The 24,564-nt window shown below is 65.2% G+C and carries 24 protein-coding genes; 15 read left to right on the forward strand and 9 right to left on the reverse strand.

What is annotated here, in order from left to right:
- Positions 1 to 3 precede the first annotated feature (3 nt).
- From rutC to rutA, 3 genes are read left to right on the forward strand one after another with little or no spacing between them, the layout of a single operon-like run.
- Positions 4 to 390 (forward strand): pyrimidine utilization protein C, encoded by a 387-nt coding sequence (gene rutC, locus AC3WN8_RS12650; protein ID WP_492669780.1) that lies wholly within the window; start codon positions 4 to 6, stop codon positions 388 to 390.
- Entirely contained in the window at positions 387 to 1,199 is an 813-nt protein-coding gene (gene rutD, locus AC3WN8_RS12655; RefSeq protein ID WP_492669781.1) for a pyrimidine utilization protein D, read from the forward strand. Before rutC ends, rutD begins: the two co-directional genes overlap by 4 nt.
- A 17-nt stretch (positions 1,200 to 1,216) precedes the next feature.
- Positions 1,217 to 2,284 (forward strand): pyrimidine utilization protein A, encoded by a 1,068-nt coding sequence (gene rutA / locus AC3WN8_RS12660; protein WP_492669782.1) that lies wholly within the window; start codon positions 1,217 to 1,219, stop codon positions 2,282 to 2,284.
- A gap of 156 nt (positions 2,285 to 2,440) precedes the next feature.
- Here rutA and AC3WN8_RS12665 read toward each other — a convergent pair whose 3' ends face one another.
- Positions 2,441 to 3,145, reverse strand: a complete 705-nt coding sequence (locus AC3WN8_RS12665; protein WP_492669783.1) for a glutathione S-transferase family protein — start codon at positions 3,143 to 3,145, stop codon at positions 2,441 to 2,443.
- 216 nt (positions 3,146 to 3,361) lie between these two features.
- On the opposite strand from AC3WN8_RS12665, the gene AC3WN8_RS12670 reads away from it, so the two are divergent.
- The 3 genes from AC3WN8_RS12670 to AC3WN8_RS12680 all read left to right on the forward strand — a co-directional run bounded on the left by AC3WN8_RS12670 (position 3,362) and on the right by AC3WN8_RS12680 (position 6,577).
- Entirely contained in the window at positions 3,362 to 4,348 is a 987-nt protein-coding gene (locus tag AC3WN8_RS12670) for a dipeptide epimerase (RefSeq protein ID WP_492669784.1), read from the forward strand.
- A gap of 128 nt (positions 4,349 to 4,476) precedes the next feature.
- Positions 4,477 to 5,916 (forward strand): amidase family protein, encoded by a 1,440-nt coding sequence (locus AC3WN8_RS12675; RefSeq protein ID WP_492669785.1) that lies wholly within the window; start codon positions 4,477 to 4,479, stop codon positions 5,914 to 5,916.
- Positions 5,909 to 6,577 (forward strand): M24 family metallopeptidase, encoded by a 669-nt coding sequence (locus AC3WN8_RS12680; protein ID WP_492669786.1) that lies wholly within the window; start codon positions 5,909 to 5,911, stop codon positions 6,575 to 6,577. The genes AC3WN8_RS12675 and AC3WN8_RS12680 overlap by 8 nt, the downstream gene beginning before the upstream one ends.
- A 22-nt stretch (positions 6,578 to 6,599) precedes the next feature.
- Here AC3WN8_RS12680 and AC3WN8_RS12685 read toward each other — a convergent pair whose 3' ends face one another.
- The 7 genes from AC3WN8_RS12685 to AC3WN8_RS12715 form a co-directional block, all read right to left on the reverse strand.
- Positions 6,600 to 8,036 (reverse strand): NAD-dependent succinate-semialdehyde dehydrogenase, encoded by a 1,437-nt coding sequence (locus tag AC3WN8_RS12685; RefSeq protein WP_492669787.1) that lies wholly within the window; start codon positions 8,034 to 8,036, stop codon positions 6,600 to 6,602.
- Positions 8,037 to 8,059: 23 nt separating this feature from the next.
- A complete protein-coding gene (locus AC3WN8_RS12690; RefSeq protein ID WP_492669788.1) occupies positions 8,060 to 10,378 on the reverse strand; it encodes a TonB-dependent receptor in 2,319 nt (772 codons plus the stop codon).
- Between the two features lie 290 nt (positions 10,379 to 10,668).
- Positions 10,669 to 11,229: a MarR family winged helix-turn-helix transcriptional regulator gene (locus AC3WN8_RS12695; RefSeq protein ID WP_492669789.1), complete on the reverse strand. Its 561-nt coding sequence runs from the start codon at positions 11,227 to 11,229 to the stop codon at positions 10,669 to 10,671.
- Positions 11,230 to 11,348: 119 nt separating this feature from the next.
- The gene (locus tag AC3WN8_RS12700; protein WP_492669790.1) at positions 11,349 to 12,833 is read right to left on the reverse strand and encodes a 4-hydroxyphenylacetate 3-hydroxylase family protein; all 1,485 of its coding nucleotides are present in this window, start codon (positions 12,831 to 12,833) and stop codon (positions 11,349 to 11,351) included.
- 35 nt (positions 12,834 to 12,868) lie between these two features.
- Positions 12,869 to 13,372 carry a flavin reductase family protein gene (locus tag AC3WN8_RS12705; RefSeq protein WP_492669791.1) on the reverse strand — a complete coding sequence of 168 codons (504 nt, stop codon included), beginning with the start codon at positions 13,370 to 13,372 and terminating at the stop codon, positions 12,869 to 12,871.
- A gap of 63 nt (positions 13,373 to 13,435) precedes the next feature.
- Positions 13,436 to 14,632 carry an amidohydrolase family protein gene (locus AC3WN8_RS12710; protein WP_492669792.1) on the reverse strand — a complete coding sequence of 399 codons (1,197 nt, stop codon included), beginning with the start codon at positions 14,630 to 14,632 and terminating at the stop codon, positions 13,436 to 13,438.
- Positions 14,633 to 14,649: 17 nt separating this feature from the next.
- Entirely contained in the window at positions 14,650 to 15,225 is a 576-nt protein-coding gene (locus AC3WN8_RS12715; protein ID WP_492669793.1) for an amino acid synthesis family protein, read from the reverse strand.
- A 224-nt stretch (positions 15,226 to 15,449) separates the two neighbouring features.
- Here AC3WN8_RS12715 and AC3WN8_RS12720 point away from each other — a divergent pair, with 224 nt between their 5' ends.
- From AC3WN8_RS12720 to AC3WN8_RS12750, 7 genes are all read left to right on the forward strand, one after another.
- Positions 15,450 to 16,340, forward strand: coding sequence for a VOC family protein (locus tag AC3WN8_RS12720; protein ID WP_492669794.1), 891 nt, complete (start codon positions 15,450 to 15,452; stop codon positions 16,338 to 16,340).
- Positions 16,340 to 17,227, forward strand: coding sequence for an alpha/beta fold hydrolase (locus tag AC3WN8_RS12725; protein ID WP_492669795.1), 888 nt, complete (start codon positions 16,340 to 16,342; stop codon positions 17,225 to 17,227). The genes AC3WN8_RS12720 and AC3WN8_RS12725 overlap by 1 nt, the downstream gene beginning before the upstream one ends.
- A gap of 77 nt (positions 17,228 to 17,304) precedes the next feature.
- Entirely contained in the window at positions 17,305 to 17,472 is a 168-nt protein-coding gene (locus tag AC3WN8_RS12730; protein WP_492669796.1) for a hypothetical protein, read from the forward strand.
- The gene (locus AC3WN8_RS12735; protein ID WP_492669797.1) at positions 17,469 to 18,737 is read left to right on the forward strand and encodes an amidase family protein; all 1,269 of its coding nucleotides are present in this window, start codon (positions 17,469 to 17,471) and stop codon (positions 18,735 to 18,737) included. The genes AC3WN8_RS12730 and AC3WN8_RS12735 overlap by 4 nt, the downstream gene beginning before the upstream one ends.
- 142 nt (positions 18,738 to 18,879) lie before the next feature.
- On the forward strand, positions 18,880 to 19,791 hold the full coding sequence (locus AC3WN8_RS12740) for an arylamine N-acetyltransferase family protein (protein ID WP_492669798.1): 912 nt from the start codon (positions 18,880 to 18,882) through the stop codon (positions 19,789 to 19,791).
- On the forward strand, positions 19,788 to 21,134 hold the full coding sequence (locus AC3WN8_RS12745; RefSeq protein WP_492669799.1) for an aromatic ring-hydroxylating oxygenase subunit alpha: 1,347 nt from the start codon (positions 19,788 to 19,790) through the stop codon (positions 21,132 to 21,134). The genes AC3WN8_RS12740 and AC3WN8_RS12745 overlap by 4 nt, the downstream gene beginning before the upstream one ends.
- Positions 21,121 to 21,702 carry an aromatic-ring-hydroxylating dioxygenase subunit beta gene (locus AC3WN8_RS12750; protein ID WP_492669800.1) on the forward strand — a complete coding sequence of 194 codons (582 nt, stop codon included), beginning with the start codon at positions 21,121 to 21,123 and terminating at the stop codon, positions 21,700 to 21,702. Before AC3WN8_RS12745 ends, AC3WN8_RS12750 begins: the two co-directional genes overlap by 14 nt.
- A gap of 146 nt (positions 21,703 to 21,848) precedes the next feature.
- On the opposite strand, the gene AC3WN8_RS12755 is transcribed toward AC3WN8_RS12750, so the two are convergent.
- Positions 21,849 to 22,832, reverse strand: a complete 984-nt coding sequence (locus tag AC3WN8_RS12755; RefSeq protein ID WP_492669801.1) for an AraC family transcriptional regulator — start codon at positions 22,830 to 22,832, stop codon at positions 21,849 to 21,851.
- Positions 22,833 to 22,962: 130 nt separating this feature from the next.
- On the opposite strand from AC3WN8_RS12755, the gene AC3WN8_RS12760 reads away from it, so the two are divergent.
- The gene (locus tag AC3WN8_RS12760; RefSeq protein ID WP_492669802.1) at positions 22,963 to 23,841 is read left to right on the forward strand and encodes an alpha/beta hydrolase fold domain-containing protein; all 879 of its coding nucleotides are present in this window, start codon (positions 22,963 to 22,965) and stop codon (positions 23,839 to 23,841) included.
- A gap of 79 nt (positions 23,842 to 23,920) precedes the next feature.
- Positions 23,921 to 24,526: a YdeI/OmpD-associated family protein gene (locus AC3WN8_RS12765; protein ID WP_492669803.1), complete on the forward strand. Its 606-nt coding sequence runs from the start codon at positions 23,921 to 23,923 to the stop codon at positions 24,524 to 24,526.
- The last annotated feature ends 38 nt before the right edge of the window (positions 24,527 to 24,564 follow it).

A 24,564-nucleotide genomic window follows, 5' to 3' on the forward strand; every position in this document is an offset into this window, starting at 1 on the left:
AGCATGCCGTTCGAACCGATCAATCCGCCGCAATTCCCGAAACCCATCGCGCCCTATTCGGCGGCGGCCAAGGCCGGCAATACCGTCTATGTCTCGGGCGTACTCGCACTCGGCGAAGGCGGCATCGTGCTTCATGTCGGTGACGCGGCGGCGCAGACCCGCCATGTGCTGGAAACGATCAAGACCACATTGGAAGCCGCCGGCGCGACCATGGCGGATATCGCGATGAACCATATCTTCCTGAAGGATCTGGCCGATTATGCCGCCTTCAATACGGTCTATGCGGCGTATTTCCCGGGCGACAAGCCGGCGCGCTATTGCGTCAAATGCGAGTTGGTGAAGCCCGATTGCCTGGTCGAGATCGCCAGCGTGGCGCATATCGACGCGTGACGGACGTGGTGACGATTGCCGGCCTTCATGTCGAGCAGCATGGCCCGGCCGATGCGCCACCGCTGCTGCTGTCGCCGGGGCTGGGCGGATCGGGCGCCTATTGGACGCCGCAGCTCGAAAGCTTCGCGAAGACCCGACGCGTCATCCTCTACGACCATCGCGGCACGGCGCGGAGCGACCGCGGGCTGCCCGATGCCTCGGTCGAGGCGATGGCCGACGATATGGTGGCGGTGCTCGACGGGCTGGGCATCGCGCGCGCCGATGTGATCGGCCATGCGGCGGGCGGGATCGCCGGGCTGGCGATGGCGCTGAGAGCGCCCGAGCGGATCGGCCGGCTGGTCGTCGTCAATGGCTGGGCGAGCCCCGATCCCCATTTCCTGCGCTGCTTCGAGACGCGGCTGACGCTGCTCAGGGACAGCGGCGTCGCGGCCTATGTCCGCGCGCAGCCGCTGTTCCTTTACCCTGCGCCCTGGATCAGCGCGCATCTCGCCCGGCTCGATGACGAAGCCGCGCATCATATTGCGAGCTTTCCGGGACGCGAGACGGTCGAGCGTCGTATCGCCGCGCTCGGCGCCTTCGATATCGCCGACCGGCTGGGCGATATCGATGTGCCGCTGCTGGTGATCTCGGCCGAAGACGACATGCTCGTCCCCTTCCCCGCCGGGGCGCGGCTGGCCGCAGGGGTGAAAGGCGCCACCTTCTCTGCGATGCCGCGCGGCGGCCATGGCTGTAACGTGACCGAACCGGATGGCTTTAACGATCTCGTGTTAGGCTTCCTCAATCAGATCGTGGCGATAGGGGTCGCCTGAACCTCGGGGGATTATCAATGGAAATCGGCGTCTTCGTGCCCATCAACAACAATGGCTGGCTGATTTCGGAGAATTCGCCGCAATATATGCCGAGCTTCGATCTCAACAAACGGATCGCGCTCAGCGCAGAGAAGCACGGGCTCGATTTCCTGCTGTCGATGATCAAGCTGCGCGGTTTCGGCGGCAAGACCGAATTCTGGGAATATGGGCTGGAAAGCTTCACGCTGATGGCCGGGCTCGCCGCGGTCACCGAGAAGATCAAGATCTATGCGACCTGCCCCACGCTGATCATCCCGCCCGCCTTTGCCGCGCGGATGTGCAACACGATCGATTCGATCAGCAACGGGCGCTTCGGCCTCAATCTCATCACCGGCTGGCAGCGGCCCGAATATAGCCAGATGGGCCTGTGGCCCGGCGACGAACATTTCCGCAATCGATACACGATGTTGTCCGAATATGCTCGCATTCTGCGCGAGCTGTGGGAGACGGGGCGCAGCGACTTCAAGGGCGATTATTACCAGATGGACGACTGCCTCGTCCGGCCGGTGCCGACGGGGGATATGAAGATCATCTGCGCGGGCTCATCGGACGACGGCCTCGCCTTTTCCGCGCAATGGGCGGACTATGCCTTTTGCCTGGGCAAGGGCGTCAACACGCCGACCGCCTTCGCCTTCAACAACGACCGCCTCGCCGCCGCGACCGCCAAGACGGGCCGCGACGTCAAGACCTTCGTGCTGATCATGGTGATCGCCGACGAGACCGACGAAGCCGCGATGGAGAAATGGATTCACTATCGCGAGGGCGTCGACGAGGACGCGGTCGCCTGGCTGGGCGAACAGGGTTCGGCGGACAAGACGTCGACCACCACCAATGTCCGCCAGCTTGCCGACCGGGAATCGGCAGTGAATCTCAACATGGGGACTTTGGTCGGATCCTATGCGAGCGTCGCGCGCATGCTCGACGAGATGGCGGCCGTCCCCAATACGGGCGGCGTGCTGCTGACCTTCGACGACTTTATCGAGGGCGTCGAGAATTTCGGCACACGCATCCAGCCGCTGATGAAGAGCCGCGCGCATATTCGTTGATATCTCCTCCCTGCGCAAAGCGTGGGGAGAGGGACCGCCGACCGCAGGTCGGTGGTGGAGGGGAAATATGGAGCCGAAGCCGCTTCGCGGCTCCCCTCCACCACGCTACGCGTGGTCCCCCTCCCCCCGGCTTCGCCGCGGGGAGGAGAATAGGAGTCACCCCTTTTTCGGGATCTCCAGCCCGCGCTGGACCGCCGGGCGGGCAAGGCCGCGTTCGAGCCAGGCGGGGACGGCCTTGAGCGCATCATAGTCGACAAGGTCGCGTGCCTCGTAAAAGCCGATCAGGTTGCGGACCCATCCCAAGGTCGTGATGTCGGCGATGGTGTAATCGTCGCCCATGATCCACGTCCGATCCTTGAGACGATCTTCAAGGACGCCAAGCAACCGCTTGGACTCGTTCACATAACGTTCGAGCGGCCTTTTGTCCTCGATCGCGCGGCCCGCGAATTTGTGGAAGAATCCGACCTGGCCGAAGATCGGCCCGATCCCGGCATTCTGGAAAAAGACCCACTGGATCGTCTCGTAGCGGCGGGCCGGATCGGCGGGGATCAGCCGGCCGGTCTTGTCCGCCAGATAGAGCAGGATCGCACCCGATTCGAACAAGGCGAGCGGCTGGCCGCCCGGTCCGTCGGGATCGATGATCGCCGGGATCTTCCCATTGGGATTGAGCGAGAGATATTCGGGGGTCCAGCTCTCATTGGCGCCGATATCGACCAGATGCGCCTCATAGGGCAGCCCCAGCTCCTCGAGCGCGATCGACACCTTCACGCCATTGGGCGTGTTGAGCGAATAGAGCTGGATCCGGTCGGGATGGCCGGCCGGCCAACGGGTCGTGATCGGGAATTGCGACAAATCTGACATGGGGCACCTCGGGCTGGAACGCTTGCCGGTAGATAGGGTCGCCACGGTCCGTCGCAAGCGCTCACCAATCATCGCGCATGGCGTTTCGGCGCCACGCAAGGATATTTGCGAACGCCGATCGCAGCAAAGCGCGAAGACTGGACCCGTAACTGCAAAGCGCATGGTCGCGCGCGCGCTAACCGCTCCACTTCACCGTGCATTGCAGGAGAAGCAGCGATGGAAATGGAGATCGGCATCGAGCGCTGGCCGATGCACACACCCTTCCGCATATCCGGCATGGAATTCACCGACGCGGCGTTGCTGGTGATCCGCCTGCGCGACGGGAGGTTCGTCGGTCGCGGAGAAGCCTGTGGCGCCTATTATCGTGGCGATGGCCCGGACCAGATGCGCGACATGGCGGAATCGGTGCGCGCCGAGATTGAGGCCGGTGCCGACCGGCAGCGTCTTCAATCGCTTCTGCCCGCCTGCGGTGCGCGCAATGCGCTCGATTGCGCGATGTGGGAGCTGGAAGCGCGCCGATCCGCCCGTCCGGTCTGGGCACTGGCCGGCCTTCCCGAAGTGACGCCGTTGCCCACGGTCTTCACCATCGGCATCGACACGCCTGGAGCCATGGCCATGCGCGCGATGACGATGACGCATGCCACGGCGATCAAGCTCAAGCTTTCGGGCGATGGCGAGGATGCGGCGCGGGTTCGCGCCATACGCGCGTCGCGACCGGATGCATGGCTGGGGGTCGACGGCAATCGCGGTTTTTCGATCGACGGCATCAACGCCCTGATGCCGACGCTGGATGCCGCCGGCGTCGCGTTGATCGAACAGCCGCTGGCGATCGGCGCCGAAGCGGACATGGCCGGACTGGACGGGTCGATCCCCACCGCCGCCGACGAAAGCGTGCAGGACATGGATGATCTCGAAGGGCTTGTCGGCCTGTTCGGCATCGTCAACATCAAGCTCGACAAATGCGGCGGCCTCACCCACGCGCTGGCGATGGAACAGCGCGCGCGCCAGCTGGGCTTTGGTGTGATGGTCGGCAACATGACGGGCACGTCCTGGTCGCAAGCGCCGGCATTCGTGCTCGGCCAGCGCTGCGACTATCGCGACCTCGACGGCCCCACATTTCTTGCGGGCGACCGCGATCCGGCGCTCTGGTATGCCGACGGTAAGATTCATTGCCCCGAAAGCGTCTGGGGTGGACCGGAATAAGGGCATGACGCACAACCACCGCGCCGATCGGTCAAGCATCGGTTCAAGATGGTGAAGACCGGCACGATCCGGACATTATGATCGATGGTCCGACATCCTCATCCGAACAACGGGAGATACAGACCGTCATGCATGCGCACACCGTTTCCGTCAGCGACGCGGACGCCCTATCGATCGGCCAGCTGGACGCGCATGGACAGGCGGCGCTGGTCGCGTCGGGCGAAATATCCGCCGCAGAACTGGTCGAAGCGGCGATCCTGCGGATCGAGCGGCTCGATCCCGTGCTCAATGCGATCACGTTCAGCGACTATGACGGCGCACGTCGGCGGGTGAACCAGGCATCGGGGCCGATGGCGGGCGTCCCCTGGCTGGTCAAGGAAGGGCTCGACTATCCCGGCATGCCCAATCGCGCCGGGTCGCGATCGAAGCGCGACGCGAAGCCCGGCACCGCCGCCTTCGATTACAGCACATTGCTCGATGCGCAGGGGATCGTCGCGCTGGGCAAGACCAGTGCGCCCGAATTCGGCCTGTTGCCGACGACCGAGCCGTTGCTCTACGGCGCGACGCGCAATCCCTGGGCACTCCATCGATCGCCCGGCGGATCGTCGGGCGGCGCGGCCGCCGCCGTGGCGTCGGGCATGGTGCCGCTGGCACATGCGGCGGATGGCGGCGGATCGATCCGCATCCCGGCAAGCTGCTGTGGTCTGGTCGGCATGAAGCCCGGACGCGGCGGCAATGTGCGTGCACGCGACCAGAATATCGTCGACGACCTGCTGGCCTGCGACACATTGCTCTCGCGATCGGTGCGCGACGTCGCCTGGGCAACCGCGATCGGCGCCGGCCGGCCGCAGCGGGTGACCGGCCCCGGCAAGCGCCGGCTGACCATCGCAGTGATCCCCGAAAGCCTGGACGGCACGGCCCCCGCCCCCGAGGTCGCCGAAGTGCTCGATCGCGCGGCGGCGCTGTGCGCGACGCTCGGCCACGAAGTCGTCACCCGTCCCCTGCCGGTCGACGGCGCCGCCGTGGCCGCGGCGTTCCGGACGATCTGGGGCTTTCTGGCACGCGATGTCGTGGCGCAGACCGTCGCGCGCATCGGCGCCGACGAGGCCGAACGGCAGCTCGAACCCTGGACGCTCGGCCTCGCCCGCTGGGGCGCCGGAATCGCCCTCGACGATGCCGACGCGCTGTTCAGCCAGGTCGGAACGGCGGCGGCGGCGATGGAAAGCTTCTTCGAGATGCACGACGTCATCCTGTCGCCGGTGCTCAGGCATCCCGCCGTGCATATCGGCGATCTCGCGCCGACCTGTGCGTTCGACGGACTGATGACGCGGATGTTCGACTATGTCTCCTATACGCCGCTGCACAATCTGAGCGGCAATCCGGCGATTTCGCTGCCGCTGTTCGCTGCGGCGGACGGCGTGCCGATCGGCAGCATGTTCGCGGCCGCGCGCGGCCGGGAGGATCTGCTGCTCGCGCTTGCCTTCGAACTGGAAAGCGCGGCCCCCTGGAGCGAGCGCTGGCCCGCCCATTCGATCGCCGCAGGCTTGTCCGGCAGTGACCATGGCTGAACAACGCGCGCTTCACGAGCGCAGCGGGCCGGAATTCGATCCCGCGATGATGATCGAGGCGCGGGCGCACACCCGTGCGGCGATCGAGGCGATCGCGCAGGGCATGACGCCGGGCATGGCGGAGGAGGATGCGCAGGCATATGCGCGCGCCACGCTCAAGGCGCGCGGACTGCTCCGCGGCTGGCACGGCGTGAAGCTGCGGTTCGGAACCAACACGCTCAAGGGCTTCGGCGACGCCTCCGATCCCGGGACGATATTGCGCGAGGACGATATCTTCTTCATCGATATCGGCCCGGTCTGGCAGGGATATGAAGGCGATGGCGGGGACACTTTCGTGGTGGGGAACGACGCCGAGATGCATCGCGCCGCGACCGATGTCCGTGCGATCTTCGACGCGACGCGCGCACGCTGGCTGGCGGATGGGCTGAGCGGGGCCGCGCTCTACCGTTTCGCCGCGGCGGAAGCGGAACGGCGTGGCTGGCAGCTCAATCTCGACATGTCCGGTCACCGCCTCTCGGATTTTCCGCATGCGGTGAAATATGACGGTGCGCTGATCGACAGCGATTTCTCACCGTCCCCTGGACTGTGGGTACTCGAAATCCAGATCCGCCACCCGGAACGCCCGTTCGGCGCCTTTTACGAAGACCTGCTGCTCGCCTGAGCGGGGCGCGGGGATGCCGGGCTCATGCCGCCATGCAGAGATATTTGAGCTCGAGATACTCCTCCAGCCCCTGACGGCCCCCTTCCCGGCCGAGGCCCGACTGCTTGATGCCGCCGAACGGCGCGACTTCGGTCGAGATCAGGCCGGTGTTGATGCCGACCATGCCGGTCTCGACCGCCTCGGCCACACGCCAGGCGCGTGCGAGGTCGGATGTGTAAAGATAACCCGCCAGGCCGAAGATGCTGGCATTGGCGAGTGCGACCGCCTGATCCTCGGTTTCGAAGCGGATGACGGCGGCGAGCGGCCCGAAGGTCTCCTCATGGCTGACCAGCATGTCGGCGGTCACCCGGGTCAGCAGGGTCGGCGCATAGGCGCTGCCCATGGTGCCACGGCTGCCGCCGGCGATCAGCCGCGCACCCTTCGCGAGCGCATCGGCGACATGCGCCTCGACCTTCATCACCGCATTTGCATCGATCAGCGGCCCGATATCGCTGGCCGGATCCAGCCCATGGCCTAGTTGCAGAGCGCGGATACGCGCGGCGAACCGGTCGACAAAGGCGTCATGAATGCCCGCCTGGACATAGAAGCGGTTGGTGCAGACGCAGGTCTGCCCGGCATTGCGGAATTTGGACAGGATCGCGCCGTCGACCGCCGCGTCGAGATCGGCATCGTCGAACACCAGAAACGGCGCATTGCCGCCCAGTTCGAGCGAGAGTTTCTTCACTGTGTCGGCCGATTGACGCATCAGCAGCCGTCCGGTCGCGGTGGAGCCCGTGAAGCTGATCTTGCGCACCAGTGGGCTGGCGGTGAGCTCACCGCCGATCGCGGGCGCATCGCCGGTCACGATGTTGAACACGCCCGGCGGAACCCCCGCCTCCTCGCCCAGCACGCCAAGCGCCAGCGCCGACAGCGGCGTCTGTTCGGCGGGTTTGAGGACGATCGTGCAGCCCGCCGCCAGCGCGGGCGCGACCTTGCGCATGATCATGGCGGACGGAAAATTCCATGGCGTGATCGCGCCGACCACGCCGATCGGCTGCCGAAGCACGATCAGTCGGCGATCGGCCGCATGTGCCGGGATCACCTCGCCATAGGCCCGCTTGCCTTCCTCGGCGAACCATTCGAGGAAGGCCGCCGAGTGGAGGATCTCCGCCATCGCTTCGCGCAGCGGCTTGCCCTGTTCGCGGGTCAGCAAGATTGCGAGCGCCTCTTGCTCCTCCAGCATCAGATCGTGCCAGCGCCGCAGGACACGGGCGCGCTCGCCCGCAGTCTGCCTGGACCAGCCAAACCCGGCCTGGCGCGCGGCATCGATCGCCCGGCGCGTTTCCCCCGCCCCCATCCATGGCACCCGGGCGATGGTTTCGCCCGTCGCCGGATCGTCGACGGCGATCATGCCACCGTCGTCGGCCGGCACCCATTGGCCGTCGATGAAGCCCAGCGGCTTCAGCAATTCCCGCCCCATCGGGCTCTCCTCGAACCCGATCGTCAGAAGCGCTTGCGGATGCTCAGCGAGAATTGCCGGCCGCGATTGAGCACCAGTTCGGTCAAGCCGAGATTGGCGTCGTCGGAAAAGGCGCTGTCGATATAACGCTCGTCACCGATATTCTGGACGCGGCCGATGATCGTGACGCCCGCAGCCTTGTTCTCCAGCGCGATACCGACATCGAACAGGCTGAAGCCGGGCTGATAGGCCTGGGGCGAGTTGATCGCGTTGTTGTGGACGCCGCCGCGATAGGCATAGTCGAAGCGCGGCGTCAGCGTCCAATCGCCGCCCATCCGGAATTCATAGGCGATCGCGCCGCTCAACGACCATTTCGGCGCCTTGATCAACTTGTCGGTCACCGTCACCTGCGCGCCCGGCGCCGTTTCCAGATATTTGGCGTCGAGCCAGCCGAGCCCACCTTCCAGCGTTAGCCCGTCGACCGGCACCGCGACCGCCTCCAGCTCGGCGCCCCAGATCCGTGCCTCCGCCGCGTTGAGGATGATCGGCGCGACGCTGACATTCTGAACCGTGATCTGCACATTCTGGTAGGATGTGCGGAACAGTGCACCGTTCAGGCGCAGCCGGCGATCGAACAGATCGGATTTGAAGCCGCCTTCGATCACCTTCACCGTCTCCGGTTCGAACGAGGGGATCACATCGGCCGGATTCTGGCCGGGCGCGGGAAAGATCGGCGGGAACACGCTCTGGGTGAAACCGCCCGACTTGAAGCCCTCCGAATAGGTCACATAAGCGAGAAATTCGGGGCTGAAGCGATAGGAGAGGTTCGCCATCGGCGTCCATTTCTCGAACCGCCGCGTCGCCTCCACATTGGGCAGGATCAAAGTGCCTGGCGGGAATGGCAGGACGGTCGAGAGGATCGGCTGGCGCGGCAGGAACCGCTTGGTATCGCGCGTATAGCGGATGCCCATCGTCAGATCGAGCGCGGGCAGGATCGAGTATGTGCCCTGGGCGAAAGCGGCCAGACTGTCATTGTCATTGTCGCCGCCCGAATGGAAATCGGCGACGGGAAAGGTCACGCGTTGCTGGTCGTTCGCCTTTTCCTTGAAGAAATAGCCGCCGACCACCCAGTCGAGCCGATCGTCGAACAGCTTGCCGAGCAGCTGGATCTCCTGGCTGAACTGCCATTGGGTGTAGCTGGTGACGACGCTCGCCACATCGACAGGCGAATGGTCCTGATCGAGGCTGAAGCGCGATGTGAGATCGCGATAGGCGGTGATCGACTTGAGTTCGACGCCGCCCAGATCGATCGTCACCACGCCCGAGACGCCCCAAAGGTCGAGATTGGAATAGGCCGGCAGGTCGCTGTAATCGCGGTTGCGCCCAGGCGATATCCAGTGCGATCCAAAACAGGCGGCCAGCGGTGGCGGATTGTTGAGTGGATCCGCGCCGACCGCGCAGATGCCGGCATTCAGCACGAGGTTGGAGAAGCTCGGGAACGCGGCGCCGGGCACCGCATCGGTCAGTACATAGGCGGCGCCATTGGTCCGCTCGCGCGTACCGTCGAAGGCGAGATCGACGGTGACGGCATCGGCCGGCTGCCAGCGCAGCGCCAGCCGGCCCGACAGGCGGTTCTTGTCGCCGGTATGATGGCCGTCGGGGCGGCGCACATAACCGTCCTGCATTTCGTAGCTGACGCTGCCCTTGACGAAGAGATTGGCGGCCAGCGGCACATTGATCATGCCGCGCGAAACGACGTGATTGTCGGTGCCGTAGAGCAAGGACGCCTCGCCGCGCAGAACGTCGTCGGGCTTGGCGGTGGTGATGCTGATCGCGCCGCCGATCGTGTTGCGGCCGAACAAAGTGCCCTGCGGCCCGCGCAGCACTTCGATCCGCTCGACATCGAGCAGATCGACGAGCCCGCCGACCGAACGCGCGACATAGACGCCGTCGATATAGAGGCCGACGCCGAGATCGACGGTCGGCACCGAATTGGCCTGACCGACGCCGCGGATGAACATGGTGGCCGCCGCAGAACTGCCCGCGATCGGCGATGTCGTGTCGAAGATCAGATTGGGTGTGAGCTGCGCGATGCCCGAAACCTGCTGGACCTGCCGCGCTTCCAGCCCCTGTTCGGTGAAGGCGGAGATCGAGATCGGCGTATCCTGCAGGCTCTCGACGCGCTTGCGCGCGGTCACCACGATTTCCTCGATGCCGCTTTCGACAGCATCGTCCGCGGCCTGGGCATTTGCCGGGCAAGCGGCCGCGACCAGCGACAGCGCGAAGATGGGAAGCGCCGCGCTCCGCGACAGGCTGGCGCGGTGCCGCGTCGTACGGCCGGTCTTGCCGATATCCCTTTTCATGATTCGCCCCTCCCTATTTTTAGAACATAGGTAAGATAGCTTTGTTACAACGGTAGTCAACAGAGATAAATTGAAGGGATGCGCGGTGAGGTGACGGCGTTTCGGGTGGGTTGTGTGCGGAGTTGGATCACCCTGCCTGTCATTCCCGCGAACGCGGGAATCCAGTGTCGTAGGGCTCTATGATCGACATCTCCTGGATTCCCGCGTTCGCGGGAATGACAGGCAGGGGCAATGACAGATGGGGGTGAAGGCCGGATCGAGCCCGGCGGCAAGCCGTCAGACGGCCGGCCTCAGATTTCGCCTTCCGCCATGGTCAGATGCCGCAGCAGTGACAGCGCCTGATCGGTGCTGGCGACGAGTTCGGGCATGATCGTGCCGATTGCGTCGAACTGTTCGCGGCTGAGGCTGCCGAAATGGACGTTGTTCACCTGCTGCTGGATCGTGGTGAGCCGCGCCAGCCGGTCGCGGCCCGCCTCGGAAATCTCGAGTTTCACCTTGCGTGCGTCGACCTTGTCGCGCGTCTTCCTGACCAGCCCTTCGGCGACCAGCTTGTTGACCTCGGTGGTGACGAAGGTGCCGCTGAGGCTCAAATGATCGGCGATCGTCTTCACATTGACGTCGCCGCTTTTCTGCAGATGCCCGATCGAAATCAGGATCGTATATTGCGGCCCGGCGACGCCGATCAGCCGGGCATAGCCGTCGCGGATCGCGTTGAGGCGCGAACTGAACGCCAGCGAGGCATGGACGAGCGCGCGGAACCGATCGTCGCTGCCATCGTCCAGCAGTTCGGGGCGCGTGACCGTCAGCAGAGACTCCTCCGCTCCACCCTTGCGCGCCGACCGCTTAGCCACCATCCCGACCGCCCATTCCTTCGTCGTCCGCGAGCGCCTCTCGCGCGAGCTTCATAGTCTCGATCGCCGCCGGAATGCCACAATAAGCGGCGACCTGCAGTATGATTTCCGCAATCTCCTCAGGCCCGGTCCGCAGCGACCGACCCCGCCAGATCATAGCCGTCGAGCAATCCGTCGACGAGGCGCCCCGCCCCGGCCCAGTCATAGGTGCGGAAACTGTGGCCGCGCGTCACGAACTGCGCGCCGGCATAGAACATCTCATACTGGCCGTGACGCCCCGCGAATTCGGAACCCAGCGCATCCCAGGCGAGCTTCAGGAACTTCACCCGGTCGCGCGGTCCGCCAATGGGCGATTGCTGGAGCAGATCGTGGATGCAGGCGATCTCCGGATTGTCATAGTCGCGCACCGACGAAGGCAGCATGATCAGCGATCCGCCCGCCAGTTCGCGCACCGCGTTCACGAACCCCGCATAAAGCTCCTGCGTGAAGACCTGCGCGGCGTAGACGAGATGACGGTTGGGCATATAGGCGTCGCCATGCATCTCGCCCGATGCCTCCATGCCATGGACCAAAGCCTCCACCACCGCGGCATCGGACGCCAGCTTGCCGAGCATCGTCTGGACCGGGAGCATCTGGATGGTGCCGATCGTCTCCGCGATGCGGCGCGCGATCCCGGCCAGGAAACGCAGCTTCACCATCAGGCGGATCTGCGCCTGGTAATTCTGCGCGACATGGCCGGCGGTTTCGTGGAATTGCGCGCGCGCCATCGCGACGTTGCGGTTCACGAAGACGCGTTCCCACGGCACCTTCACATCGTCGAAATAGACCACCGCATCATTCTCGTCGAAGCGGGCGGCCAGCGGATTGTCGAACAGGCTGACCGCGCTTGCCTCGAACGATTTGCGCGACACGACCTTGAGCCCCTTGGCATTCATCGGCAGCGCGAAGGAGACCGCATAATCCTCCTCGCCGGGGCGTAGCGGCTGGAGATTGGCGACGAATACCTCATTGGCGACGATCGTGCTCGTGCCCAGCATCTTGGCGCCGCGCACGGTGATGCCTTCGCCATCCTCGTCCACGACACGCATGATTACGTCGTCGGCGACCTGCTCCGATGTCGAAAGACCGCGGTTCACCTGCGGATTGATGATGACGTAGGTCAGGAACAGGTCGTTATCGCGCGCATATTCGAAATAGTCGGCGAGATTGCGCGCGCCGCCCTCGTCATAGGCCTGCAGGCGTCCGAGCCCGGCATATTGGCCGGCCAGCGCCGATGCGACATGATCGGGCGAGCGGCCGAGAAAGCCGCCATGAAGCTCCGCCCAGCGCGTCAACGCCTTGCGGCGATCGACCATCTCCTCATAATTGGCGGGCAGTTGCCAGGACCGCCCTACCCGCCGGCCCGAACTCGGCGAGGCGAAGGTCATCGCCTCCACATTGGCGGGATCGGCCTGATAATCGTAGAGCGCCGCCGCCGAACGCACGATGTTGCGGAAGGCGGGATGCACGGTGACGTCGCCTACGCGTTCGCCGTCGAGATAGACCGCGCGACCGTCGCTCAGACTCGCGATATGATCCGCCCCGGTCTTTACGCCCCTGTCCATATGCTCTCCTGGAAAATCTTGATGTGTGTTGGCGGTCAGGCCGGCGCCGAAAGCGCGCCATAGCCGCCGCCGAAGAAGATCAGCGGATGGGCGTCGGCGCGGTATCCGCACGCGACCAGCCGGCCGACGAACAGCGTGTGCGTGCCCGCCTGATGCTCCGCCTCGGTATCGAGGATCATCCATGCCAGCGCGTCGGACAGCAGCCCGACGCCGCACCGCTCCTCGAAAGCCGGTAGATAGCCGTCGACCGGCCGGCCCGCGAAATGATTGGAGACATGGCCATGCCCCTCCGCCAGTACGCTGACGCCGAACCGCCGCGCCGCGACCAGCCGGTCGTGCATCCGGCAGCCGCGCGACAGCGAGACCAGGCCGAGCGCGGGCTCCAGCGAGACCGAAGTGAAGGAATTGGCGGTCATGCCGTGGACCGCATTTCCCGCACCGCATGTCACCACGGTGACGCCGCTGGCGAAACGGCCGAACATCGCGCGCAGGAAATGCTGATCGGGCAGCGCCGCCCCCTGCTCCATCGACTCGACCATGGTCCACTCCTCAATGATTTTAAACTTTGTAGAATATCTTTGTTACAAAGTAAATATCATTCCTCAATGCGCTGCCCCACTGAAATCGGCGGGAATGCGGCATGCGGCGACGCGCGGCATGCGCGTGGGCGCGGGCGTGTTGCGGCTGCGCCCGACGAAACGGGCGACGCCGGCGGAGATCACCGCCCCGATCGCGGCGGGATCGCCGTTTGCGAGCGCACCGAGCGCGGTGTCGCTGGTCGCGCCCAATGGCGCGTCGAGGATCAGCAGATCGGCCGCGCGGCCGGGCTTGAGATAGCCGCAATCGAGGCCGTAAACGTCCGCGACGTTGCCGGTCGCCGCCGCGATGAACCATTCGGGCGGCATGTCGGTCAGCGCCGCCAGGTTCATGATCGTGTACATCATGCCCAGCGGCATCACCCCCGTGCCCGTCGGCGTGTCGGTCGCGATCAGGAAGCGCGCGAACGCGTCATGCGCCTTCACCGTCTGCGCGCAGAGGATCGCGGTCCGCAGATTGCCCGCGGTACAGACCTGGAGCGCGATGTCGCTTTCGAGTGTCAGCCGCTCATATTCGGCATCGGGCAGCGCCACCGGCCCGCCATTGACGTGGAAGGAGACGTGCGGGCGCATCGCCAGCAGATGATCGGCGCGGATCGGCGCCGATCCTGGGATCGACGCACCGCCGGTATGCACGGTGGTGATCATCCCCGCCTCGCGCGCCCAGCCCACCATCGGCGCATAGTCGAACGGCGTCGCGAAGCCGCCGAAACCCGCCTTGGCGAGCCAGACGCCCTTGGCGCGCAGCTCGATAAAGTCCTCGCGCGTGAGGCCGGGCTCCAGGATGACCGATCCGGCATGGACGCGCATGCCGCCGGGCCGATAATTTTCGAAGCATTTGAAGGCGGCGACCGCGAGCGCCTTGACGCCTTCGGGATCCTTCGGCCGCCCCGGCACATGGACCTCGCTCGCCGAAATGCTCGTCGTTGTGCCGCCGTGCAGATAGCTTTCGAGGAAACCGACGGTCTTCTGGCGCGGCGTATAATCGCCGAAGGTGTTGTGGACCTGACTGTCGATAAAGCCGGGACAGATTGTGCCGCCCATCGCGTCGATCACCAGATCGGCCGCCTCGATTTCGGCCGCGGCGGCGGTGCCGATATGCGCGATCCGGTTGCCTTCGGTCAGGATCGTGTCGCCCGTAGCGAAGGGATCGCGCCAGCATCCCGTCACGATCGTGCCGATATTGACGATGGCGATACGCATGGCCGCCGCCGCCCCGCTCACCTCAGCCCATCCCGACCTTCGGCCTCGTCACGCGAGATGCCGCCGACGCGGTGATTGAGCCGGCCACGACTGGCGAAGCAGCAGATGATCGCCATTTCGTCGGGGCGCGGCGCCGAATGCAGCGTGACTGTCATCGCGTCATAATGCGAACGCACGAACAGCGCGTCCTTGTACGCCAGCGGAATATCGATCGAACTGCCCATGCCGCCGACCTTGGTGGCCGAGGATATCCAGGCCGTGCCGCCACCCACCGCGGTGCGCAGCACATCGCCATAGACGGTGGTCAGCATGGCGACGCCATGTTCCTGCTCGCCGGCAACGCCGACGACCGCGCCCTTGCCATAGCTTTCGACTGGCAATCCACCAAGCAGCGAGACGCCGATCCCGGCGATCTCGGCGCCGACAGCGGTGCTCGCCGCGATCAGATCGGACAGATCCTCCTGATAGGGGCGCCCCGCGAACGGGTTCTTGACGACGGCAGCGACGGCGACCTTGCGCAGCGGCGCATCGGCCCTGCGGCCGGCCTCGAAACGCGCCTCGTCGATGAAGCTGAGAATTCTGACGACTTGCATGTGAATCACCCCTTTCAACCGGTCACATGGACTATTTAGCTCTGTTACAAAGCTAGTCAATAAACCTTTCTTGAAACTTCAAACCGGACGCGATCGCGCAGCCGCTGACGCAATCCCGAAAGAGAGTCGGCCATGCCCGGCCATTGCGGGCGATTCCGGTTGCGCGGCCCTGGGGTGGATGCGCCATGTGCCCGCCATTCAGGCATCTCAGTCGGAGAAGGCGCATGCAGGTCGCGCGGCTAGGCTATCTCGGAATCGGTACCAACAGGCTCGATGCGTGGCGGACGCTCGCGACCGACATATTGGGCGCTGAGATCGAGGCGCGCACCGAACAGGGCGCGCCCGCGCTCGCGCTCAGGATCGATACGCATCCCTATCGCTATCTGCTGATCGAGAGCGACCAGGAAGTCCCGCCCTTTGCTGGCTGGGAAGTCGATAATGCCGCGAGTTTCGCTACGCTGGTCGAGCGGCTGCACGCGGCCGGCGCCGATCCGCAGGCTGCCAGCGATGCGGAATGTCGCGCGCGGAGCGTGACCCGCCTTGTCCGCTTCCGCGATCCCGACGGCTATCCCAACGAACTCTATCATGGCGCGATCCCGGGCGCCGAACCGGCGCTGCCGCATGGCGGCTTTATCACCGGCGAACTCGGCATCGGCCACGTCATGCGCCACTGCGCGCATTATCCCGAGGCCGTGGCCTTCTACCGCGATACGCTGGGCCTGCGCACATCGGACAAGATCGTGTGGGACGGCGCCGACGCCACCTTCATGCGCTGTAATCCCCGCCATCACAGCCTGGCGCTGATCAACGAATGCCTGGGCATGGCATCGGGCGACACCAACCATATCATGTTCGAGATGCAGGCATTGGAGGACGTCGCCGCCGCCTATGACCGCGTCCTGGCACGCGGCGATCCGCTGATCATGACGCTGGGCCGCCACAGCAATTGCCGGACCATATCCTTCTATTTCGTCGGCCCGTCGGGTTTCGGCATCGAGATCGGCCATGGCAGCACGCTGGTCGAGGACGAAGCCGGATGGGAGGTCCGCCAATACGACACCACCAAGATCTGGGGGCATTTGCTGCCCCATGAACGCCTGAAGGAGCTGATTTGATGGAGACCACCGCAACGATCGACCGCCCCGGCCGCATCGTCGACATGCCCGCCGGAAACGCGATCGAGAACAGCCGGCCCAAAAGCCGCTATCTCGATGCTGGCGGCATCATGACCCATTATGTCGAGATGGGTGAAGGCATGCCCACCATCCTGATCCATGGCGGCGGCGCTGGAGCGGACTGCTGGGGAAATTGGCGGATATCGATGCCGCTGTTCGCCGAACGCTGCCGCGCGATCGCGATCGACCTGGTCGGTTTCGGCCGCAGCGACGTGCCCGATCCCGCGCGCTTCCCCTATTCGCAGGACGATCGCGACCGCCAGCTTGCCGAATTCATCGTCGCGCTGGGCGCCGGCCCGGTGAACCTGGTCGGCAATTCCACCGGCGGCCTCACCTCGATCGGCGCGGCACAGCTCGTGCCTGAACTGGTGAACAAGGTGATCCTGATGGGCAGCGCGGGAATCGAGACCGGCATCATCACCCCGCTCAAGGCGCTGACCGAATATGATTTCACCGAACAGGGCATCAGGCGGATCATCGGCTCGCTCGCCAATCCCGCTTTCTCGGTCAGCGACGATCTCGTCGAATATCGCCATCGTCTTTCGGTCGATCCGGAGACGCGCAAAGGCTATTCGGCGTTCATGGGCTGGATCGGTTCGCAGGGCGGCCTGCACCGGCCGGAGGAATTCATCGCGGCACTGAAGCACGAAACGCTCGTCTTCCACGGCAAGGACGATGCGGTCGTGCCGGTGGAGAGCGCCTATCGGCTGCTCGAACTGATCGAGAACAGCGCCGGCTATATCATGCCGCATTGCGGGCATTGGGCGATGATGGAATATCCCGAAGACTTCGCGCGCCATTCATTGCGCTTCCTGTTCGACGATTGATGCCCTCCGCAGGTTCCCGGACCGGCCGCCTTCCGCTATCGGGCGGCGACCACCGGACCGGGAACCGCGAGCGACGCATGGACATGACCATCCCCGACACCGCCGAGGCCCTGCGCGCCCGGCTGGCCGAACAGGGCGTCGCCCTGCCCTTAGAAGACGCCGAAGCGGTGTGGCGCGACTGGCAGGTGATCCTGACCTTCCGCGACGCGATGCGCGCGGACGAAGCGGTGGAGCCCCGGCCATGACGGATACGGTCGAAGCCGCGATCGCCCGGCTGCCCGAAGCGGCCGCCAATGGCTGGCTCGCCCGTCCGATCGAACCGGTGAAAGCCGAGACGTCCACCGGGCCGCTTGCCGGGCTGCCCTGGTTCTCCAAGGATCTGTTCGCCGTCCGGGGCATGACGACGGTGGCGGCATCGAAAGCGTTGGCCGACGATCCGTCGGCAGAGCATGATTCCTTCGCGGTCGCGCGACTGCGCGAGACCGGTGCGGTGCTGATCGGCAGTACCAACATGGATTCGCTTGCCTATGGCTTCGTGTCGCGGACCGAGCTTTACGGCACCGCGCGCAATCCGCACGATCCGACCCGGCTGTGCGGCGGATCCTCGGGCGGATCGGCCGCGGTGGTCGCGGCGGGCATCGTGCCCTTCGCACTCGGCACCGATACCAGCGGCTCGATCCGCGTGCCCGCAGCACTCTGCGGCGTCATCGGCGTCAAGCCGAGCCTGGGGCGCCTGAGCAAATCGGGCGTCCAGACGCTTTCGCCGAGCCTGGATCATGTCGGCTTCTTCGCCGACACGCTCGATCGCGCACGCCAGGTCTATGATGTGCTCGACGCGACCGACCCGGACGATGCCGACCAGCGCCAATTCGACGACAGCGATCCTGCGGCGCCACGCAAGGTTGGCCTGCTCGGCGGCCATTTCGCCGACGCGATGGAGCCGGTGGTTGCCGAAGCGATCGGCGAAGCCGCGCGCGCATTCGATGCCGAGGTCGTCGAAGCGCCGCTCAGCACGCGCGCACGCGCGGCCGCCTATACGATCGTCGCGGCGGAGGCGGCACGGACGCATGCCGAACGGCTGCGCACCCGGCGCCATCTGTTCGACACGGCGATCCGCGACCGGCTGACCGCCGCCTTGCTGATCCCCGACGCATGGATCGCCGAAGCCCGCGCGCTCGGCACCGCTTATGCCGCGCAGTTCGATGCGCTGTTCGAACGCTTCGACATGCTGATCGCGCCGACCGTGCCCTGCCTGGCGCCGCCGGCCGAGGACGCCCTGGCGATGCTGCCGGGAACCAGCATTCCCCTGCGCGCCGCGCTCGGCCTCTACACCCAGCCGATCTCGCTGCTGGGGCTGCCGGTGATCACCGTGCCGCTCGCCACTGCAGCCGGGCTGCCGACCGGCATCCAACTGATCGGGCCGATGGGCAGCGAAGCGCGACTGTTCGCCGCCGCAGCGCGATTGATCGAAGGATGCCGGATCGCGGCAGCGGCTGCCGGAACGCGTTAGCGCCGCCGCAAACCGTCGCGCTAGACCCTTGGATATCAAGGAGCAGCGCCATGACAGAGGCAGAGCATCGTGCGGAAAAGTGGGAACCGGTTTTCCGCAAAGACGATGCGACCACAAACATTCAGAACGGGCTGCGCGATCCTTGGATCCAAAGATCGCGCAGCCCGTTCTGACCGCGATCAACAGCTATCGGGCGGGCACGATCCCGCCCAATTTCGACGGGCCACCCGATCATACCGATCTGCGCGAAGCCGTGCTCGAACGCGTGCTCGATCGCTTCGGCTTTGCGTCGCGCCCCGATCCGACACGCGAGACGCTCGACGAGATCGTCAAGCAATGGTCGCGGCAGATCGGCTACGACAATGTGCTGAAGCGCATCTATATCGCCGAGCGCCAGACCGGCGCCTTTCCGTCGCAGGATCCCAACGAATTCTTCTCCGCCTGGCTCGAACACGGCGTCGCCGCGGGTTGCTGGCCCTCGGCCGAGGCGATGTACGGCATCCTCGCCCTGCTCGGCTTCCGCGTCTCGCGCATGGCGGGAACGATGCCGGAAGTGCCCGATCCACTGCTGCCCGCGCATGGCGGCATCAACGTCACGATCGACGGGCATGTCTATCGCGCCGATCCCAGCCTGGGGGCGGAAGCGGCGCTCGAACTGATCCACGGCGAGCGCACCGCGCAGAAAAGCCAGGCGCACGGCATCTGGTGCGAAGGCGACGGCGTAGTCTGGTGGCGGCCCGGCCACATGCGCAATCCGCTGTCGACGGTGATGTGGCTCGAGGATCTGAGCCCCGCTTTCTACGCCTATCGCAACGAGGCGACCAAGGCGTTCAGCATCTTCAACCACTCGCTCTACGTCCGCAAGAATCGCGACGACGGCGTGCTCACTTATGGCCGTGGCGCGCTGATCACGGTCGATCCGCTGGGCAATCTCTCGGCGACGCCGGTCGATCTGAAGGACGCGCCGTCGATCCTGGTCGAACGCTTCGGCCTGTCCGAAGCGATCGTCGCGCGCGTGCCGATCGCCGACGATGACGGAGCCGGCTTCGCATGAGCGCGCCCTGCAAGACCCAGGAGGCGCGTATCACGCTCGCCCCGCGCGTCGATCGCGACTGGGCGCATCTCGTCCAGCCCGATCGTGTCCACCAGTCGCTTTACACTGATCCGGCGCTGTTCCCGCACGAGATGACCAAGCTGTTCGGGGGGCTTTGGACCTATCTCTGTCACGAAAGCGAACTGCCCACAGCAAATGCGTTCAAACGCGTCCGTCTTGGCCTGCGCCCCGTGGTGATGACGCGCGACAAGAGCGGAACGATCCACGGCCTGTTCAACCGCTGCGCGCATCGCGCCGCGACCATCTGCCAGGAAGACACGGGCGCCGCGGCGCGCTTCACCTGCCCCTATCATGGCTGGACCTATGCCAATGACGGGCGGCTGATCGGCGTGCCCTTCGACGAAGGCTATGGCGATGCCTTCGACAAGTCGGTGCACGGGCTGCGCCGGATCCCGCGCATCGAGGCCTATCGCGGTTTCGTCTTCGGCACGCTCAACCCCGACATGCCGTCGCTCGCCGACCATCTCGGCGCCGCGACCGAGTTGATCGACGAATTCATCGGCCGCGCGCCGGGCGGCGAGATCGTGCTGGGCGCCGGATCGTTCCGTGGCGTCTTCGGCGGCAATTGGAAGCTGGTCTTCGACAATGCCGCCGACGGCTATCACCCCGCCTTTTCGCACCGCTCGATCATGGACATGACGCGGATCCGCAATGGCGGCGACAAGGGCGGACGCCATTTCGCGAGCAATCCCGACAGTTCGCCGATGTATTGCAAGGCCTATCCCAACGGCCATGGCCTGCTCCACCAGCGGCCGGGCATGGGCAATTCGCTGTGGGATCGCGTCCGCCCCACGCCCGGATCCGAAGCGCAGGTGGCGAGCCTGGTCGCGCGGCTGGGCGAGGACGGCGCCCGCGCCGCGCTGGAGGGCGTGCCGGGCGGCGGCATCAACCTCAACATCTTTCCCAACCTGCTGCTGATCGGCAATCAGGTGCAGGTGGTCGAGCCGCTGGCGCATGATCGTACCCAACTCACCTGGTATGCGACCACGCTGAAAGGCGCCGAGCCCGAGGTCAACCAGCTGCGCATGCGCGTCGCCGAGGATTTCCCGATCCTGGGCGAGACCGACGATCTCGAGATGTTCGAGCGCTGCTGGGAAGGCATGCGCGCAGAAGAAGCCGAATGGGTGATGTGCGGGCGCGGCAGCCACCGCGCCGACGCCGATACGCTCGATCCGGCAACCGGTGTCCGCACGGTGCCACCCACCGACGAAGCGCCGATGCGCAACTTTTACCGGCATTATGCCGATATCCTGTCACGGGAGACCAAGCTTGTCGTCGCTTGAAAAGGGTCCGCAATTCGCGCGCTATCTCGATGATGCGCTCTACGACCGGCTCGCCGCGATGCACGGCAAGCTTGCGGGCCGGCCGCCAATGGAGGACGCCTTACTGCGGTTCGAGGCGGAGGCGTTCCTGAACCATGAGGCACGGCTGCTCGACACGCGCGACTTCTCCGCCTGGCTCGGCCTGTTCGCGGAAGAGCTGATCTACTGGCTGCCACAGGACGAGAGTTCCGATCCGCGCACATCAGTCAGCCTGTGGCTTGACGACCGGCGCCGGCTGGAGGACCGGCTCGTCCGCTTCGGCACCGGCTTCGTCTACAACCAGATCCCGCATCGCCGGCTGCGCCGCTGCATCTCGAATATCGAAGCCTGGCAGGACGAAGCCGGCAAGGAACGGCGCATCGTCAGCAACCAGATCGTCTTCGAACATCGCAAGGGGCATGGCGTTCAACAGCATGTCGCGCTGGTCGATCATGTCCTGCGCCGCGAAGGCGGGCAGTGGAAGATCGCCATCAAGCGCGCGCTGCTGATTAACGGGTTGGATGGCTACGACATCCCGACTTTGTTGTGACCTCTCCTGATCACCCACACCATTTTGTCATTCCCGCGTTCGCGGGAATCCAGCCTTTCCGCGAAATATCAGAAAGAAGAAGAAGCTGGATTGACCTTCGGTCGACTACGTCTCCCGCTTTCGCGGGAATGACAGTCAGTGGGAACTCAGCCCCGCCGCAGCGTCTCCGCCGGGGATGCGCCGAAACGGCGGCGATAGAGGCTGGCGAAGCTGCTCAGGTGATGGAAGCCCCAATGATTGGCGACCGACGTCACCGTCGCCCCGGACGCGCGCTGCATCAGATCCTGGCGCGCGCGTTCCAGCCGCAAATTGCTGAAATAGGCCATCGGGCTCGCCCCCCTGAAGTCGCGGAAACCGTTGGTGAGCGATCGTCCGCTGACCCCGGCATGCGCCGCGATCTCGTCGAGCGTCAGGGGGCGTTGCAGATTGGCGTGCATATAGGCTTCGGCGCGGCGCACATAATGGGGTGCCGCGGGCGATACCGGCGGATTGACCAGCGCATGATGGCTGCCCGACTGACCGATCAACAGGGTCGTCATCACCAGCCGCGAGAGCTGGCTGATCCCCGCCGGCGTCGTGCAGAGCCCGGCGGGCGAAAGCGCATCGGCATCGATATAACGCAGCAATGCGACGAGCCGCTGGCCGGCGGGCGTGCCCAGGTCGAGCTCGATATCGAAATCGATCTGCCGCTGCAGCGGCAGGCCGGTCAGTTCCTGATAATGCTTCTCCAGCGCCGCCTTGGAGATCTTGATCCCCAGCACTTCGCTGTCGTCGCGCCAGCGGAAACGCGCCGGCCGATCGGGCAGGCAGATTGCAGCGCGATCGCCGCCGACCGAAACCGCGCGATCCTCGAAAGCGATGTCGCAGGCCCCGCCGATATTGATGTGGACGATGTAAAAAGTGTCGAACGGCCCCGGATCGATCAGCACGTCGGCGCCGTAGCGCAGATAGAAGATCGAGACATCGCCGAGCGTGATCTGGTTCATCCGGCTGTCGACCGCACGCTCCCCGCCGGTGAAGCGGAGCGCGTGGGTTTTCAACTGGCGACCGATCAGTTCGCGCGCTTCGCCCGGATCGCGCGTGGCGACGATTGGCCGGTTTTCAAATGGCAGGCGCCCGCTCGGGAACATCTTCCCTCCTTGCTGGCCGCATGGCAGCCATTTTGAAGTGTGGACCAACGAGCGTGGAACTTAAATCATCAAATTTAGCTTTGCAAGAAAGCTATTCTAAGAGTGAAATATGCCGGAGCGGGAGCAGGATATGAACAGCGCCGATGCCGCGATCGCGTTTCTCCAGCGCGGCATGCCCGGCGAGGATGCGACACTGGAGGATCTACGCCAATGGGTCGACGGGCTGGGCTTCGGCCTTGAGCCGCCCAGCCGCGTCGTCCGTCACGACCTCGACATTGGCGGCGTCCCGACCGCGCGCTTTCACCCGCCGGGGGCGGCGGTTTCGCGCGCGATCCTCTATCTCCATGGCGGCGCCTATATGGCGGGATCGCCCACTTCGCATGGGGCACTGGCCGCATCTTTGGCCGCTGCGGCGAGCATCAATGTGATCCTGCCGGAATATCGGCTCGCCCCCGAACACCCCTTCCCCGCCGCGCTCGATGATGCACGCACCGTCTATCTCGATCTCGCCGCAACGGGCATTGGACTGAGCTTGGCAGGAGATTCGGCGGGCGGCGGCCTCGCACTCGCGCTCGCGGTCGATCTCCGCGATCGCGGCGAGCCCCTGCCCGACAGTCTTTCGCTCATCTCGCCCTGGACCGACATGACGTTGAGCGGCGCGTCGATCGCCGGTCGCGCCGATATCGATCCGATGATCACCGCGGATGCGCTGCACGCCGCAATCGCATCCTATGCGGCGGGCCTGCCATGCGAGGATCCGCGCCTGTCCCCGCTGTTCGCCAACCTCGTCGGTCTGCCCCCGATGCTGATCCAGGTCGGAGAGCGGGAACGGCTGCGCGACGATGCGGCACGCCTGGCGGCGCGCGCGAAGGATGCCGGCGTCATGGCCGATTATCGCGAATGGCCGGGCATGGTGCATGTCTGGCATCTGTTCGGGGCACATATCGCCGAAGGCCGTCTGGCGATCGAGGAAATGGCCGTCCATATTGGGTTGCACGCGACCGGCTGACACCGGGCGCATTTATGGATTGCACTTCCCCGGAAAATCCCGAACACTCAGGCTTCCTCCTCAAGGAGAATGCCGCGCCATGGCGCCCGTCAAGGTCGACCCCGACAAGGTTCTCGAGTTCGCCGATGAAGAGCGCTTCTACGACTGGCTGAGCAGGCATCACAGCACGCAGGACGAGGTGTGGATCAGGATCCACAAGGTCGATTCCGGCCTGCCGTCGATCACCCCGAAACAGGCCATCGACGTGGTGCTGTGCTGGGGCTGGATCGACGGGCTGCGCAAGGGGCTCGACGAAAGGAGCTTTCTGCAGCGCTACACGCCGCGCCGGGCCAAGAGCGTCTGGAGCCGGATCAATGTCGACAATGTCGCCCGACTTGTCGAGGAAGGACGAATGACCGAGCATGGGCTGGCCCAGGTCGAAGCCGCCAAGGCCGACGGCCGCTGGGATCGCGCCTATGACAGCGGCAAGGCGATGACCATTCCCGACGATCTGCAGGCCGCGATCAACGCGGAGCCGGCGGCGCGGGAGATGTTCGGCCGGCTCAACGCGCAGAACCGGTTCGCCCTCGCCTTTCGCACCCATAATATGAAGACCGCCGCGGGGCGGACGAAAAAGATCGAAAGCTTCGTCCAGATGCTCAAACGCGGCGAGACCATCTATCCGCAAGGCAAGAAAGGCAGATAGGTCGGATCGGGTTGGCTTCACTCACTCTGCGTCATTAC

Source organism: Sphingobium sp. FW305-3-2-15-F-TSA7 (assembly GCF_058787155.1).